11 protein-coding genes are annotated in these 16,292 nt (G+C 40.2%); 3 read left to right on the top strand and 8 right to left on the bottom strand.

Going from position 1 to position 16,292, the window contains the following annotated elements; translation table 11 throughout:
- Positions 1 to 313 precede the first annotated feature (313 nt).
- Together HMJ38_RS21080 and thrA are read right to left on the bottom strand one after the other, a co-directional pair.
- Positions 314 to 1,246, bottom strand: coding sequence for a homoserine kinase (locus HMJ38_RS21080; RefSeq protein WP_194976422.1), 933 nt, complete (start codon positions 1,244 to 1,246; stop codon positions 314 to 316).
- Entirely contained in the window at positions 1,246 to 3,699 is a 2,454-nt protein-coding gene (gene thrA, locus HMJ38_RS21075) for a bifunctional aspartate kinase/homoserine dehydrogenase I (RefSeq protein ID WP_194976421.1), read from the bottom strand. The genes HMJ38_RS21080 and thrA overlap by 1 nt, the downstream gene beginning before the upstream one ends.
- Before the next feature lie 577 nt (positions 3,700 to 4,276).
- Here thrA and HMJ38_RS21070 point away from each other — a divergent pair.
- The gene (locus tag HMJ38_RS21070; protein ID WP_194976420.1) at positions 4,277 to 4,699 is read left to right on the top strand and encodes an META domain-containing protein; all 423 of its coding nucleotides are present in this window, start codon (positions 4,277 to 4,279) and stop codon (positions 4,697 to 4,699) included.
- A gap of 174 nt (positions 4,700 to 4,873) precedes the next feature.
- Here HMJ38_RS21070 and HMJ38_RS21065 read toward each other — a convergent pair whose 3' ends face one another.
- From HMJ38_RS21065 to HMJ38_RS21045, 5 genes are all read right to left on the bottom strand, one after another.
- The gene (locus tag HMJ38_RS21065) at positions 4,874 to 5,476 is read right to left on the bottom strand and encodes a DUF2179 domain-containing protein (protein WP_194976419.1); all 603 of its coding nucleotides are present in this window, start codon (positions 5,474 to 5,476) and stop codon (positions 4,874 to 4,876) included.
- 89 nt (positions 5,477 to 5,565) lie between these two features.
- Positions 5,566 to 6,756 (bottom strand): CynX/NimT family MFS transporter, encoded by a 1,191-nt coding sequence (locus HMJ38_RS21060; RefSeq protein WP_228780188.1) that lies wholly within the window; start codon positions 6,754 to 6,756, stop codon positions 5,566 to 5,568.
- A gap of 198 nt (positions 6,757 to 6,954) precedes the next feature.
- A complete protein-coding gene (hemH, locus tag HMJ38_RS21055) occupies positions 6,955 to 7,989 on the bottom strand; it encodes a ferrochelatase (RefSeq protein WP_194976418.1) in 1,035 nt (344 codons plus the stop codon).
- 240 nt (positions 7,990 to 8,229) lie between these two features.
- Positions 8,230 to 9,531, bottom strand: coding sequence for a cation:proton antiporter (locus HMJ38_RS21050; RefSeq protein ID WP_228780187.1), 1,302 nt, complete (start codon positions 9,529 to 9,531; stop codon positions 8,230 to 8,232).
- Between the two features lie 10 nt (positions 9,532 to 9,541).
- Positions 9,542 to 10,372 carry a universal stress protein gene (locus HMJ38_RS21045; RefSeq protein ID WP_194976417.1) on the bottom strand — a complete coding sequence of 277 codons (831 nt, stop codon included), beginning with the start codon at positions 10,370 to 10,372 and terminating at the stop codon, positions 9,542 to 9,544.
- A 245-nt stretch (positions 10,373 to 10,617) separates the two neighbouring features.
- On the opposite strand from HMJ38_RS21045, the gene HMJ38_RS21040 reads away from it, so the two are divergent.
- A complete protein-coding gene (locus tag HMJ38_RS21040) occupies positions 10,618 to 12,234 on the top strand; it encodes a M14 family zinc carboxypeptidase (protein WP_194976416.1) in 1,617 nt (538 codons plus the stop codon).
- Between the two features lie 12 nt (positions 12,235 to 12,246).
- Positions 12,247 to 13,995, top strand: a complete 1,749-nt coding sequence (locus HMJ38_RS21035; RefSeq protein WP_194976415.1) for a M14 family metallopeptidase — start codon at positions 12,247 to 12,249, stop codon at positions 13,993 to 13,995.
- A gap of 194 nt (positions 13,996 to 14,189) precedes the next feature.
- Here HMJ38_RS21035 and HMJ38_RS21030 read toward each other — a convergent pair whose 3' ends face one another.
- On the bottom strand, positions 14,190 to 16,253 hold the full coding sequence (locus HMJ38_RS21030) for a S9 family peptidase (protein ID WP_194976414.1): 2,064 nt from the start codon (positions 16,251 to 16,253) through the stop codon (positions 14,190 to 14,192).
- Positions 16,254 to 16,292 lie beyond the last annotated feature (39 nt).

Below are 16,292 nucleotides of genomic sequence, written 5' to 3'. Positions count from 1 at the left end.
TTCAGAATTGGTAACGACATTAAGAAGGGTTGCAGACCTCTCCTGACGTCGAGGTGACAAGGTACAGTCCTGATATAGATTCGAATGATTTTTGTAGTTCTAAACCATCAATTTCAAAATCTGTCATTAGTAGGCAGGCATTGATTCTGTTTTCACCTAATTCTTGTTTCTTGGCTCTTCTTTCTCTTCTCTTGGTTCTTGGCTCTTGACTCCCCGATAAAAGCATCGGGACAAGCTTTGGCTCTAAAATCTCGCTTCTCGCTTCTTGTGTCTTAAGTCTTGCGTCTTGTGTCTCAAATCTCAAATCTCACCCCTACCCCAAAACAAACGCCCCCCTATTATTCACCTCCGAAACATAGACATCTGCTCCCAATCCGATGGTGTGGAAGACTTCTTTGGCTTTTTCTCCGGCTTCAAGGGCTATTTCTCCATTTGGAGATAGGACGAAGATGGTAGGCCCGGAACCTGATATCCCGGAACCCAAAGCACCTATTGACTTGATTGCATCCCTTAATTCATAGAAGCCCGGTATCAAAAGTGCCCGGGAAGGTTCAGCGATGACATCTTTCAATGACCTGCTGATCAAGCCAAAATCACTGGTATATAAACCTGCAATAAATCCTGCGATATTTCCGGATTGGACCGTTGATTCCTTTAATGAAATCTGTTTTCTCAATACACTTCTGGAATCAGATGTTCTCAGTTCGATATGCGGATGGACTAAGGTACAATAGATTCCTTTTGGAACTGGCAACTTCACAATGTCCAAAGGCTCATAGCCCCTTATCAACACAAAACCACCCAATATCGAAGGAGCCACGTTGTCGGCATGTGCGGATCCGCAGGCTATTCTCTCTGCCTCCATGGCAAAAGGAACCAATTCCTCTTTGGTAAATGGATCGCCCAACAGTATATTGGCTGCTATCAAAGCCGCCGCTGCACTTGCAGCCGAGGAACCCATCCCCGAACCCAATGCCAACCCTTTTTCCAAATAAATATCAATACCCTGTGAGGATCGTAATCGGTCCAATAATGCCTGAATGGCTACCGAACAGGTATTTTTCTCAGACTCCATTGGCAACTTTCCTCCATCTCCTGTAATTCCAGTGACACAAATTTTCTCTTGTTCATTGAAAGTAACAGTAACTTTGTCCCCCATGCCATCTATGGCAAACCCGAGGATATCAAAGCCACATGAAACATTGGCGACAGTAGCAGGCGCAAAGGCTGTGATGGATCTTGACATTATCTGGAAATATTACCTATTCGTATCACATCGGCAAAAACACCCGCAGCAGTCACATCTGCCCCGGCACCAGGACCACGGATGATCATTGGATAATCATGGTAACGTTCGGTAGTAAACAAGATCATGTTATCAGAGCCCTTAAGGGTATAAAAAGGATGACTGCTATCCAAAGAGTTCAATCCCACTTTCGCTTTTCCGTTTTCCAATGTTGCCATAAACCTGAGTTTTTCACCTTTGGCTTTGGCTTCTTCCAAGATCCCGGCAAATTCTTCATCATGTGTCTTGAGCTTTTCCATAAAATCATCCACATTTTCTATATCCAAGCAATCCTCAGGAACCATGCTTTGGATGGAGATATTATCAAAATGCAGGTCCTGTTCAGCTTCCCTGCCGAGGATGAGTATTTTCCGGCCCACATCCATCCCACTAAGGTCATCTCTCGGATCCGGTTCGGTGTAACCTTTTTCTTTGGCTATTCTGACCACTTCACTGAATGGCGCTCCTTTCTCCAGTTCACTGAATATATAATTCATGGATCCGCTAAGTACGGCCTCAATTTTAAGGACCTTATCTCCACTGAGCATCAAATCCTGCAGGGTACTGATTACAGGAAGGCCAGCGGCCACATTTGTTTCATATAAGAACTTTACCCCTCGCTTGTACGCCAGTTTTTTCAATGCCTTGTAATTTTCAAGGAAACTGGAGTTTGCCTTTTTATTTGGAGTTACGATAGCTATTTTGGCTTCAAGCACATGTTCGTAAATTTCCGCCAATTCTTGACTTGCCGTACAATCCACAAAAACCGTATTTGAAAAATTCATTTCATCCATTTGAGAAATGAATTTTTTAAGATCCATGGGTTTGGCTCCTTTAGCATCTTCAGGTGCCGGGCAATTGTGCAAGTCAAAGCCATCTTCATCAAATGCCATAAACCTTGAATTAGCAATCCCATGGATTTGAATATCCAGATCATTTTCTTTTTGCAATTTTTTTCTTTGTAGGGAGATCATTTTGATCAATGCCTTTCCGATCAACCCAACACCTACTAAAAACACATGCAGCACCTTGTTTTCTGAAAGAAAAAAGGCTTCATGGAGTGCATTGAGCGCTTTCTGCAAATCAGCTTGAGACACCACTACCGAAATGTTCAATTCTGAGCTGCCCTGTGCAATCGCATAGACGTTGACATTGTTTCGACCCAAAGCCTGGAACATCCTGCCACTTGCACCGGGATTGTGTTTCATGTTTTCACCGACAGCTGCTACTACTGCCATGTTGGAAACGACGACCACCGGATCCATTTCTGAGTTTTTAATTTCATAGATAAACTCCTTTTCTATGGCTTCTTTGGCTAGTGGTACCTCTATGGTTTTGATGGCCACACAGATACTGTGCTCCGAAGAGGCTTGGGATATCAGTACCACATTGATACCTGCATCTGCCAATGCTCCAAATATCCTTCTGCTTAATCCAACAACCTCAATCAAACCTGCACCTTCAATATTCAAAAGAGAAATCCCTGACATGGAAGAAATCCCTTTTATCAATTTGCCGCTCGGTGTATCATTATTGATCAAGGTGCCGGGATGCTCGGGTGCGAAAGTATTTTTGATATATATAGGTATCCCCTTCCGCATGGCAGGCTGCATGGTGGCCGGGAAAATTACTTTAGCACCAAAATGAGACAACTCCATTGCCTCACTGTAGGTGAGTTGTGGGATCGTAAAAGCCGAATACACCAACCTTGGATCAGAAGTCATCACGCCGGAAACATCAGTCCATATCTCAAGACATTCCGCATTGAGGGCAGAAGCAAAGATGGCTGCTGTGTAATCTGAGCCACTTCTTCCCAAAGTAGTCGTTTCTCCTTTTTCAGTGGAAGCTATAAAACCTGTAATGACTTTGAGTCCTTCATGCTGATGAAAATAATCCTGAATCAGATCATTGGTGACCGGGAAATCCACCTTGGCATTACCATATCTATTATTGGTTCGGATTACCTCTCTCGCATCCAAGAAATGTGCAGGTAAACCTTCTACTTTTAAGACCTCAGCAAGAATAAAGGCTGATAGTCTTTCCCCAAAACTCCCCACATAATCCAAACTCTTGAGCGAACATTCTTTGATCAAATAAATCCCATGAAATAAATCCTCAAGTTCATTGAAGCGCACTTTCACATAGGTAAGCACAGTGGATTGTTGTTGAATTGGAATCATTTTTCTAACCAGGTCGTAATGCCTGTTTTCAAGAACCTTGATTTCCTCTACATAGGATTTATCACCTTCTTTGGCTTTATGAGCACTTTGAAGTAAAACTTCCGTGACACCTCCCAATGCAGAAAACACCACTGCAATTTCTTCCTGTTGAAACTGGTTTTTCAAAATCTGAAAAACCTTTTGGATATTTTCCTGATTGGCTACTGATGATCCTCCGAATTTTAAGATTTTCATAAAAATTGGTTTTTCTTTTTGGGATATATAATATTTTTCATCGATCCGATCCGGACCTTATGGCAAAGGGTCTATATGTAGGTTGAAGACGGGAATTAACCCGTAATGGTGGTAGAAAAAAAAGTGGTATTGGAAATACCAAAGGCACAGCTTTCAACAGCAAAGGTGCTGAAGAAGTTTTTGATAATGGTGTCATTGGCTGTGAAAAACATAGTCTGTTTTTTTGATGGAACAATCTTAAGGACAATTTCCCGAAAAGCAAAAATGTTTTTGTTGTTTTTTCAAGGTAATTGTCTATTTATTATCATTTAAACAAATGAGTTGGTAAAATTTTAATGCTTTATTAAGAATCAGGTCAAAATATTATTTGGGACAGCGCTCTAAATATAGATGGAATATAAAATATTGATATCAATTACCTATTTCCGTAAACAAAATGTCACCGAGGGGGTTGAAATTCTACAATAAGATTATGATTTGATTAAACAATTGTTTCGATTAAAAATGTAATGTTTTAAATTTTATATTTACTTTAACTTATCATTTTATCCAAAAAGTAACTTAAACAAATTTGATTATGAAAAAATTATCTAGCATTCTGATTCTTACCCTAATTTTAAGTTTCTCTTCCTGTAGTTCGGTTGGTAATTTAAATCCCATGAGCCTTTTGACCGGCAATAATTGGATGTTGAATTCTTTGATGGGCAAAGCACTTGATCCTGCAAAATTTCTAAGCGGAATTCCTTCTTTGAATTTTATGGATGGGGGAAAATTGGCAGGTTCTACAGGTTGCAACGATTTTAATGGTGCGTTCAAATTAGATGGAAAAGGCATAAACCTAGATCCCGGAGCTATGACTAAAAAGGCATGTCAGGGCGGTGGTGAAAGTGAATTCCTCTCAGCTCTGGGTCAGGTCAGTAATTTTAAAGTTAGCAAAGACAAACTGACACTTCTAGACGGTGCCAAGGAATTGATGAGTTTCCTTCCACAGGCTAAATAATTCTCTTTCGAAGAGTTTGAAATTTTGATTACCTGATTAAAATCGGCTTAAAAGCGATTTAATCAGGTATTTTTTTGGATAATATTTCTAGCCTTATTGCTCTAATCTATAAAAAGCTCAAAGTGCAGGATAATATCCTAATATCAATTATCAACAAATATCTATTCTAATCACCTACTTCCTCAACCTGCTCCAAACCTTAGTCGTAAATCTTGGCCGGTCTTCCATCACATTAAGATCATCTTCACTTATCCTTTTGACACTTTCGATGGTATAAAATGCCTTATCATTTAGGGTTCTTACTTTTTCTATATACTTCTGCAAATCTTCTCTTTTCATTACAGTAAACAGTAAGTTGACTTTTCCATATCTTCCTTCAGCACCTACACTTGTAAATCTATAATTTCTGTCTTTCATGTACTCAATCAAATCAGGCATAGGTTCGGGCGTGATTACACGTACCAAAACCCTTCCCAAAGCCAATTTCTCTTCGATCGTCATTCCTACAAATGTTCCCATGGCAAACCCACCTGCATAAGCTACATAGGACATAGGGTTGTTGATATTTTGGAAGATCTGTCCTATGGCCAACAACCAAATCATGGCCTCAAAGAACCCAAGAATTGGAGCCACCTTCTTTTTACCATTAAGGACGAACATGATCCTGAGTGTATTGATGGACACATCCACCACCCGTGCAGAAAAAATCAACAATGGCATAATCAGATAATCAAATACTTCTTTGGGGATACCTAGGGCGGTAAAATATTCTTGCATGACAGGAAGGGTTATTTTTCCTGCAAAGGTAACACCTTCCTTCAATCGAAATAGGAATTACTGGATTATTGGGGATAAATAGGGATCGACTAAATCACCCTTGATTCTCCCGATTTGGCCCCAAAATAAATAAACAACACCGAGCAGATTAGTGTAAGATAAATCAGAAAATCCCAGTTTTGGAAAATATCAAAGGAAATCCCAAAAAGTAATGGGCCCAAGGCTGCCAAATAATATCCGGTAGATTGCACCATTCCTGAAAGTGAAGCGGTTGTTTTTTCATGATCTGTTCTCAATCCAATCAATGTATAAGCCATCGAAACGCTTGAACCCAAACCCAATCCAACAATACCAAGTCCAATATAATTGACCCAGAGTGTCATGGAAAACAAACTTGAAAATCCGACTAAATACATTAGACCCAATATCCAAATAATACCTACTTGATCTCTGAATTTAACTGCGATTATCGGAGCAAAAAAGGAACCGCTCAAACCAATAATCTGCATCAGAGAGACAAGCAGTCCTGCCTCAACAGGAGAAAGCCCCCTAGAAATCATCATGTCCGGCAGCCATGCAATCAAGGTAAAAAACAGCAAAGACTGTACACCCATAAATAGGCTGATGTTCCATGCCAATCTTGATTTCCAGACATTCACCTTAGTATGATTGTCTCTTTTATTTCTATCGACAGGATGGTTTTTCATTTGTGGAAACCAAACCAAAATCCCAATCAGCAAGAGTCCTATCCAAGAAAACAATGACCCTCTCCAGCCCAAACCCAAGTCCAAAGCCAAGGGTGCTGAAATTCCCGAAGCAATTGCGGCAAACATGGTCATTCCGGTGGTATATACAGCTGTAACCAATCCTATTTTAGAGGGTAACATGTTTTTAATAAATGGAATCAGCAAAACATTGCAGATTACTATACCAATTCCCGTCAAGCCTGTTCCCAGAAATAGTAGGAAGGAACCACCCAAAATCCTTACAACCGTTCCTATTGTTAGTAAAATAAGTGCAAATAAAATAGCCTTTGAATTACCCAATCTTTTCCCAATAGCTGCAGAGAAAAGTGAAAATGTCGCAAATGTCAAAAGAGGCAGCGTAGTGAGAAATCCTGCCCAGCCATTGGAAAGGCCAAGATCTTCCCGTATAAGGGGAATCAAGGGACCAATCGCGGTGATGGAGGGCCGTAGATTGAAAGAAACCAACAATATCCCCAATATCAGGAACCAGGTTTTTTGGTAAAATGACGGGGGGAGAGTAGACAGGTTTTTCAAGTTTGTGGTTGTGAGGATGAGTGCCGGGAAGCGAGAAGCGAGAGTTTAGAGTCGAGAGATGAGAATTTAGAAACAAGAAAACAACAAGAAGGGAGAAAGGATAAAGGGGGAAAACGGCAATTGAGGGATGATTTTTCAATTTTAAAATGTTTCAATTTTAAAATTAAATCCCCTCCCTTCTTTCCAACCTTAAACCTCTTACGAATTCTGTTCTACCAAATCCTTGACACAGGCAACCCAAGTATCACCTGAATTCAGACTTGGGACAAGATCCCATTTTTCACCGCCCAATTCCTCGAATTCTTCCTTATACTCTTCACCTACCTCCACCGTGGTTTCCAAGCAATCCGCTACAAAGGCAGGTGAGAAAACGAGTACTTTTTTCACTCCTTTTGAAGCTAATTCCTTGATCACATCTTCTGTGTAAGGTTTAATCCAAGGATCTTTGCCCAATCGGGACTGGAAACAGGTCATTACCTTATCATTCGGAAGCTGTAGTTTTTCGGCCAATAATCGGGTGGTATAAAAACATTGCCCTCTATAACAGAATTGGTTTTTCTTGGTATAATTACCGCAACATTTATCACTCAATTGGCAATAACCATCGACAGAACCTTTCCTGATCTGTCTTTCGGGCAAGCCGTGATAAGAAAATAAAAACATGTCATATTCTGACTTTTCCATCATTTCCTTACCCAATTCAGTCCATGCCTCCAAGAAAAGAGGATGCTCCACAAAATTGTTGATAAAAGTAATATTGGGAATAATCTGCCATTCCTTTGCAAGTTCCATTACTTTGTCCACTACCGAACCGTTGGTGGCTGATGCATATTGGGGGAATAATGGCAGCACAATAATCTTACTGACATTGGCACCATTGAGTTTTTTCAGCCCCTCTTCGATACTTGGTGTCTGATAGCGCATCCCCATGGCGACGACATATTTTTCAGGGTCCAATTTCTGTATCAGTTTATCACGTAAGTCTTCCGTGTGAAAAAGCAAAGGAGAACCCCTATCTGTCCATAGTTTGCGGTATTCTTTGGCTGATTTGGGCGCCCGAAACGGAGCAATGATCAAATTGACCAACATCCACCTTGGAATAAATGGAAAATCAATTACCCTCCAATCCATCAAAAATTCTCTCAGGTATTTCCTGACGTCGGCTGTGGCTGTGCTGTCAGGTGTTCCTAAATTGACCAATAAAACTCCGATTTTTGATTTGTTTTTACTCATGATGGACATTAAACGATTCTTTTCTCTTATCAGAACCAAAAATACACCCTTTGGTTAGATTTCAACAATTGATATATGTGAATGGGGATAGAAAGTTTCGATAATGGCGAATGACTGCTGATAAATCGCTGACGAAAGCCAATAAATTTCAATCTCCTACCTATAGTAGCCATGGGTATCAATGCGTACCTACATTCAAAACTTCACATGAATTAAAATAGCCCATAAAATTATTTTTTTTTAACCACTTTCTTCTGACTTAGGCTCATTCTTGTGATAATCTATCTTGGGACTCTCGCTGTCCGATCCGACTTTGCTGGGTTTCAATGCCCATTTCATCAATGGCCCACTAGTCATACTGGTAATAATTGCCATGACAACAAGGGCAACAAAGAGTTTTTCATCGATCAGGCCATTTTCCAAAGCTATCAATCCAAGAATGATTTCCATGGCTCCCCGAGCATTCATCCCAAATCCGACCGCCAAAGATTCTTTGATGTTGAACCCACCCCTGTAAGCACCATATCCACTTCCTACAATTTTACCCGCAAATGAAATGACTAATACAGCCAATGTCAGCATTAATTCGAAATTGGTAAAGAAATTGATTTTCAATCCAATGGAAACAAAAAATAAAGGAGCAAAAATATTATTGATAAACTGATGGACAATCTCCTTTGCCCGTTCGGACATATGTTCTGAATCACCCAATGCCACTCCCAACAAAAATGCCCCGAAAATAGCATGGATTCCCAACCATTCTGTAAATGCCGCAGCTAAAAAGCAAAAAGCCATAGATAAAGACAAAACCCCACCGGGCCAAGCCAATTTCTTATTGACCCAAGGCAACACTTTATTGATAATTATTTTACCTAATGTCAACATGAAAAAAGTAAAGACGAGTGTGATACCGATAGTTTGAAAAAGGGATAAATTACTTCCTTTACCCATAAAGGATAAAATCACCGAAAATATCAACCATCCAATGATGTCATTGACCATGGCAGAGGCTACAATCAACATACCCATTTTGGTCTTAAACAGATTCAAATCCATCAATATTCTAACCACTACCGGCAAAGCAGTAATGGACATGGCTGTACCCATAAAAAGCGAAAACAACAATTTGTCTCCTTCTGCCAACCCGAAAAAGGAAGAAAAATAATAGGGAAATACAAAACCCAAAGCAAATGGCACAATCAAACCCAAAAGGGAGATACTCAAAGCAGATTTACCTTGCGACCAAACCAAATGCAATTCCACTTCTAATCCAGCTATAAAAAGCAGCAATACCACAGCGATCTGCACGAATCCATCCAATGCAAGATTGGCACTAGGATTGGACATAAATAGGTATTCGTGAAAATCCGGGACAAATGTACCAAGGATAGTCGGCCCCAATAATATACCCGCCAAAAGTTCCCCTACCACAGCTGGCTGCCTGAATCTTTGGGCTATTTCTGCAAAAATTCTGGCCAACAGCAGCATAGCTGCAAGTTGCAGAAATAGATTGACTACATCTTGATGTGTTAAATTTTCCATGTAGTCTTTTTTACTTTTTTAGGATCAATAGGTTACAAGGCAAATCACTTAAAATATCCTCCAAATCATGGGGAAACAACCTATCAAAAAATCCTAATTTCCCCTCATCTCCAACAATCAATAAATCCGCTTTGGTGTCAGTGGCAAATCTTGCCAATTCTACTGCCCATTTACCACAAGTGATTTTAATGCTTACTTTAAGGTCCCCTTTGTCCACTGTTTTTAAAATATTTTCGACATAAGCCACTTCTTCAGCCACCAGTTTTCTTCTGGTGTTTGAAATTTCTTCCTCTCCTCCCTCTCCAGCTGTAGCCATCTGAAACCCGTACATTTTAATCTCATTGACTATAAACACCTGTTTGGCCCGATCATATTTGCACCAATCCAGACCTTTTTCTATAACGAAGGGTGTTTGATCCTGCTGCGTGCCATTGATGACAACCCTTTGAAAAGGTGTAGGTTTTTCTAAAGGATCTACCAAAATCAAAACTGAGCACTTTGCTTTTCGGATAATTTTCCTGGCTATGGAACCTATATAATATTTGAAAAAACCTTCAGTCTTCAGGGCTCCAGCCACTAAAAAGTCAACATTTTCTTCCATGCAAGTCTGGATAATTTTGTTGGCAGGATTCCCTTTTTGCCAGATGGTTTTAATTTTACTCTCATTAAGACTGTGTTTGGCAAGCAATTGTTGTAGATTATTTTCCAACTCAGGACTTTTTTCACCAACATGGATCAACAGCAGTTCCGCGCTGAAAATATCTTTGAGTCTTTTGGCTTCACAAATCAAAGCCTCAAGTCTTGGAGAGAAGGCTATGGCTAAAGCAATTTTTGTAAACATGGCGTGGTCTATTGTGAATATGTAAAATACCAAAATTTTTAGCTCCCAAGTATTATAAAGTCTTTTGTTTTTTCAATAGTCTTTGCATTGCTCCCACTTATCCATGCTTAATACCTTTTAAAATCCATGAAACCTGATAACCTAAAGGCTATTTAAATAACCATGTATTTTTTGTAACATCGCCTTGGTAAATGAGGACAATTCAGCCAACCGTCTTCAAAAAAACTAAACCTAATATATACTTTATGAATAAAATGTTTCTATCAATGGTTGCTGGTGCGGGGATGCTTTTTTCCGTTCACTCAACTACCTGCGCCCAAAGCGATTATCCCACGCTCAGCCAGGTGACACAAAGACTTCAGGCCATTTCAGGCAGTGGGAGTTCAGCCAAACTCAGTTCCCTTACAAAAACAGAAGGAGGAAAGGACATCTGGGTGGTCAAGATCGGAAAAGGAGATCTGGACAACAAGCCTGCCATTGCTGTGGTAGGAGGTGCAGAAGGCTTTCATGTTCTGAGTGTTGAATTGGCAGTTCAGTTTGCCGAAAGACTTGTAAAAGACCACTCAATGGCTTTGGACAATAATACTTTTTATGTTTTTCCCAACATGTCACCCGATGCCTATGAACAATATCATGCTGCATTGAAATATGAGAGAAGAGGAAACGCAGCAAAAATTGACCATGACCGAGATGGAATAGTGAGTGAAGACGGTTATGAAGACCTTAATAAGGATGGTCTGATCACGATGATGCGTGTGGAAAGCCCCATGGGAAATTATAAATCCCATGACAAAGATGAACGGGTAATGGTCAAAGCTGATGTAGCAAAAGGTCAGAAAGGGACTTACTTGCTTTATCCTGAAAGTCGTGACAATGACAAGGATGGGAAATTTGGTGAAGACCTTGTGGAAGGAATAGCTTTCAACAAAAGTCTCACTTACAAATTCCCTATCTTCACCCCACTTGCAGGTGACTTTGCTGTATCCCAAGCTGAAAGCAGGGCATTGTTGGATTACTTATTTGAGCAATGGAATATTTTTGCCTTTGTGACCTTTAGCCCGGCTAACAACCTTTCATCTCCTCTGAAATATAATGCTGGGGATGCCAAAAAGAGAATCATCACTTCCATGTTGGAAAAGGATGTCGCCATCAATGGTATGGTTTCAGGGATGTATAATGAGTCAGTCTCCCAAAAAGCCTTTAATCAAACAAATCAGGGTACTGATGGGGACTTTTTTCAGTGGGTATATTTCCATTTTGGAAGATTAAGTTTCAGTACGCCCGGATGGTGGATTCCTGAAGTGAAGGGTGAAGATGGCAAGTCAGAAAGCAATGCAGAAGTAAATTTCCTTGCCTATGCGGCACAGGAGGGAATCAACAATGCATTTGTTCCTTGGACATCAGTCAATCATCCTGACTTTCCAAACCAAAAAGTAGAAGTAGGTGGCATAAGACCTTTTGTCATGTACAATCCTCCATTTGACAAAGTAAATGAAATTGCCCAAGATCATACAGATTTCATATTGAAGATAGCGGCTATGAGTCCAAAACTGGAGTTTCACAACCTGCAAACAGAAAAACTTGGCAATGGACTTACTAGAATCACAGCTGATCTATTCAACAATTCAGCTTTACCAACCCATTCCGAAATGGGTGAAAAATCGCGTTGGTTGAGAAAAATCAGGGTAGACATCAACAGAGATGCCACAGACCTGATTTCAGGCGACAAGATCAAATTGATCAACAAATTGGGGGCCTATGAAAAAACCACTCTTACTTGGATTGTCAAAGGTTCAGGTGCTGTGGACATCAAAGCAGGTGCCGCCCATACCGGTATCGCAACTCTCAATGTGAAACTCTAAACCGACACAACAATGAAAATCAAAAACTGGATATATACAGCAGCCTTAGGAGTCGCTATCAGCTTCGCGGGCATACAGGAGACAGAAGCCCAAGTAGCACAGGACAGGTATTTCCGTGCATTGGGAACTCCACACAACCCCAAGGTTCAGGTTTCCTGGAACAGGTACCACACCAACCTTGCTTTGGAAGAAATCATGAAGGACATGGCCAAAAAACACCCAAACTTGGTCAAACTACAAAGTATCGGCAAATCATTTCAAGGAAATGATATTTGGGTACTTACTATCACCGACTTCAATGTCGGTAAAGAAAATGAAAAGCCCGCCATGTGGATTGATGGAAACATTCACTCCAATGAAATACAGGGAACTGAATTTACCCTTTACGCTGCATGGTACCTTTCTGAGATGTATGGTGAATTGGAGTTTATCACAGAACTATTGAAAGATAAAACTTTCTATATCGCGCCAACCATCAACCCTGATGCACATGATTATTTTATCAAGGAAGCAAATAACCAAAACTCCCCAAGATCAGGAATGATCATTACTGATAATGACGGTGATGGCGAATTTGGAGAAGATCCTTTCGACGATTTGAATGGAGATGGCCATATCACTTTTATGATCAGAAAATCTCCTACAGGAAGATATGTAAAAGATCAAATGGATCCCAGAAAGCTCATACCTGTAGCAGCAGATCAGAAAGGTGAATATGAGATGTTGGGCTATGAAGGAATAGACAGAGACGGTGACGGTATGGTCAATGAGGATGGTATCGGCTACTATGATCCCAACAGGGATTGGGGTTGGAACTGGCAACCGGATTATGTGCAAAGAGGTGCATTGAGATATCCTTTCTCAGTACCTGAAAACAGGGCTGTGGTAGAATTTGTAATGGATCATCCTAACATTGCCGGTGCTCAGAGTTACCACAATTATGGAGGTATGATACTGAGAGGTCCTGGTGCAGAAGAAGATTTGGGAACATACAATCAGACTGATATACGTATCTATGATGCCATTGCCAAAAAAGGAGAGGAGTTTATGCCAGGTTATAAGTACTTGGTCGTTTACAAGGACCTTTATTCTGTCTTTGGAGGACAATTGGATTGGTTTTATGGGGGAAGGGGAATTTTCACTTATTCAAATGAATTGATGACCTCTTATTTGTACTTTCATCAGAATGCCGGCAGAGGCAATCAGGATGAGCAAATGAAGGTGGATCAATACCTGACTTTTGGTGACGCCTTCGTGAACTGGGAAGAATATGATCATCCGCAGTACGGGAGAATTGAAGTCGGCGGTTTTAAGAAAAACTTTGGAAGACTTCACCCTGGATTCCTGATGGAACAAGATGCCCACAGAAACTCTGCCTTTACTATTCTACATGCTTATCACACTCCAAAACTGAGTGTATCAGAAGTGAATGAAAAAGACTTAGGTGGTGGGGTAAAAGAAATCACAGCTACTATTTATAATGAAAGGTTGATTCCAACCCATTCCAGTCAAGACTTGAAATACAAAATAGAAAGACCGGATTACATCAGTATTTCAGGAGCAAAAGTTCTGGCAGGCTTTGTAGTGGAAAATGAAGATTTCAACAAACTGTCCGAGCAAAAAGTCAATCCAGAAAAAATCTCTGTGGCCAATATCCCCGGCATGGGAGCAGTCAAAGTGCGTTGGATTGTGACCGGAGGCAACAATTACAGCATCAATGTGGATTCAGCCAAAGGCGGTAAGGCTAGCTGGAAGAAATGATTTATGAAAAAAAATTTTAATTCTAAAAAGGAGGGCGATTGTCCTCCTTTTTTCTTTAGGGACTGGATCTAAACCTGTTTTAATAAACAAAGTTCTTATTGCTTCCAGAACCCTGTGATCCTTTTCATTCTCTATCAGTGTCCTCAATTCCTGTTTGATTCCTCTTGTTTCCATAGCAATCATAAAGATAAACCCTAGTCCTCCAAAGGCATCTCAATCTCCTCTCCCCAAACATACTTCCCAAACCACTGCCAATTGTGCCACATGGCAGCTAATCTTTCTTTCGGTTTGGTGATGCCGTGTCCAAATTCCTTATAGACAATCAATTCAGCAGGAACACCCTGATCTCTCAAGCCTTGGAGCAATTCATAGGCATTTGGAATTGGAACCCTTTTATCGAATTCTCCATGTTGGATCAGAGTCGGCGTAACCGCTTTTTTGATCGTAGTCATGGGTGAAGTCTTTCTATAAATCTCCTCATTATCCCATGGATTGGCTTTAAGGTATTGGATTGTAAAGGGGTGAATATCAGTGTTGACATAATAAGTCATCCAATTGGAAATCCCTGCCCCAACACTGACTGCTTTGAATCTATCGGTATTGGTGGTCAGAAAAGCAGAAATATAACCACCTTGACTCCATCCCATGACTCCCATTTTACTGGTGTCTATCAAACCTTTGGCACTGAGAAAATCCACTCCTGTCATCACATCCCAAGCATCTCCTACACCCAAATTTTCAACATTCAAAGATCTGAAAGCTTCTCCATAACCTGCAGATCCACGATAGTTTGGCCTAAGTACCAAAGCACCTTTTTCAAGCCACTGCAAGATTGGATAAACATATCCCGGAACAGGTTGAGGTGTATCAATACCTGTAGGTCCACCATGAATGACCACCATTAAAGGATATTTTTTGGTAGAATCATAGTCAGAAGGTTTGTGAAGCACTCCTTCTATCAGGCTTCCATCTACACTTCGCCAGACTACCAATTCACTTTGTGCTACTTTCCAATTAGCTATCTGTTTACTCATTTGAGATATATTTATTGGGGTAGGTTTTTGTGTATTATTGGCAATCCATATTTCATTCAGTTGATTCCCATTTCGTGCATTAAGCGCCATTTTCTCACCACTTTTTGAAAAAGAAAATCCATTGACCAGTTCGGGCATCCCTGTTAACATGCTAAAAGATCCATCCTTGGGCTCAATCCGGTATACAGGTCTCAAAGTTTTTTTCCAAAAAGTACCATAAATCCCCTTACTGTTCCAATTCAGGTTGGAAGGGTTTTCATCCAATTTTGAAGCTAGTTGTACAGGCTTTTTATCTTCAATAGCCATTCTAAAAATTTTGGTATTTTTATAAAAATTCGATACAGTATCATCCAAATTGCTGACATACAGAATCTGTTTAGAATCGGGCGACCAAGCTTGAAACCTATCACCCCCAGAATTTGCAACTACTATCTCCAAATCCTTTGTTTCCATATCAAATACAGATATATCTGATTTCATCGATGACATAATCATAGGGTCAGGTTGATGGTTGATGGCCAACAATTTGCCATTGGGAGAAATTTCAAAAGATGTAATGGTAAAATCCCCACTTGTAAGTCTCCTGGATTTTGGCTTTTCTATACAGTTTGCAGATGTCTGCAAAGAATCCGATTTTTCGTGACATGGCAATTCAGAAGGATTGGGGAATTTGGCATCAAAATCAATTTCCCATATATGGGACATGACAAAGTCCTTGTCATCTATCTCAAAAGCACCGTATCGTTTCTTTCTTTCTTTAATCGACTCAGACTCCTTTTCTGATTTCAATAGAAATAATCTTTTGCCGTCAGGATGCCATTGAAAGGAACTTATGCTTTCTTCCTCTTCGGTAATGGGAAATGCCTCTCCCCCTGAAAGCCTTAAAGCATAAACTTGTACTTTACTTCCCCTATCTGATAAAAATGCCAGCCATTTTCCATCAGGTGAAAATACCGGGGAAGTACTGCTGTTTTTGGGATTATTGGTCAATTGATATGGTTCACTATTACTTCTTGCCAGCCATATTTCGGTATCAAAACGATTTTCAATCCAATCAGCGGTCTGAACAGTATAAGCAATCATTCCTCCCTCAGGCGAAATGACAACTTCTCCTGCATTACGCAAGGATATAACTTCCTCAAAGCGCGGTGATTTTTTTTGTTGTTGAGAAAAAACCAAAAATGTTGGTGCAAAAACCATAATTGTCAAATAGAACAATTTCATAAAATCATGTGGTTTAGGGATATGAAAGGAAATAAAGAT

This window comes from Aquiflexum lacus, assembly GCF_015476655.1.
GTDB classification, from domain to species: domain Bacteria; phylum Bacteroidota; class Bacteroidia; order Cytophagales; family Cyclobacteriaceae; genus Aquiflexum; species Aquiflexum lacus.
The sequence above is the reverse complement of the archived record's forward strand: the minus strand, read 5'-3'. Positions and strand labels throughout refer to the sequence as shown.

Excerpts from the sequence above, each read along its gene's own strand:
- hemH (WP_194976418.1), bottom strand. The coding sequence starts at position 7,989 with ATGAGTAAAAACAAATCAAAAATCGGAGTTTTATTGGTCAATTTAGGA.
- HMJ38_RS21040 (WP_194976416.1), top strand. The coding sequence starts at position 10,618 with ATGAATAAAATGTTTCTATCAATGGTTGCTGGTGCGGGGATGCTTTTT.
- thrA (WP_194976421.1), bottom strand. The coding sequence starts at position 3,699 with ATGAAAATCTTAAAATTCGGAGGATCATCAGTAGCCAATCAGGAAAAT.
- HMJ38_RS21080 (WP_194976422.1), bottom strand. The coding sequence starts at position 1,246 with ATGTCAAGATCCATCACAGCCTTTGCGCCTGCTACTGTCGCCAATGTT.
- HMJ38_RS21050 (WP_228780187.1), bottom strand. The coding sequence starts at position 9,531 with ATGGAAAATTTAACACATCAAGATGTAGTCAATCTATTTCTGCAACTT.
- HMJ38_RS21045 (WP_194976417.1), bottom strand. The coding sequence starts at position 10,372 with ATGTTTACAAAAATTGCTTTAGCCATAGCCTTCTCTCCAAGACTTGAG.
- HMJ38_RS21065 (WP_194976419.1), bottom strand. The coding sequence starts at position 5,476 with ATGCAAGAATATTTTACCGCCCTAGGTATCCCCAAAGAAGTATTTGAT.
- HMJ38_RS21030 (WP_194976414.1), bottom strand. The coding sequence starts at position 16,253 with ATGAAATTGTTCTATTTGACAATTATGGTTTTTGCACCAACATTTTTG.
- HMJ38_RS21035 (WP_194976415.1), top strand. The coding sequence starts at position 12,247 with ATGAAAATCAAAAACTGGATATATACAGCAGCCTTAGGAGTCGCTATC.
- HMJ38_RS21070 (WP_194976420.1), top strand. The coding sequence starts at position 4,277 with ATGAAAAAATTATCTAGCATTCTGATTCTTACCCTAATTTTAAGTTTC.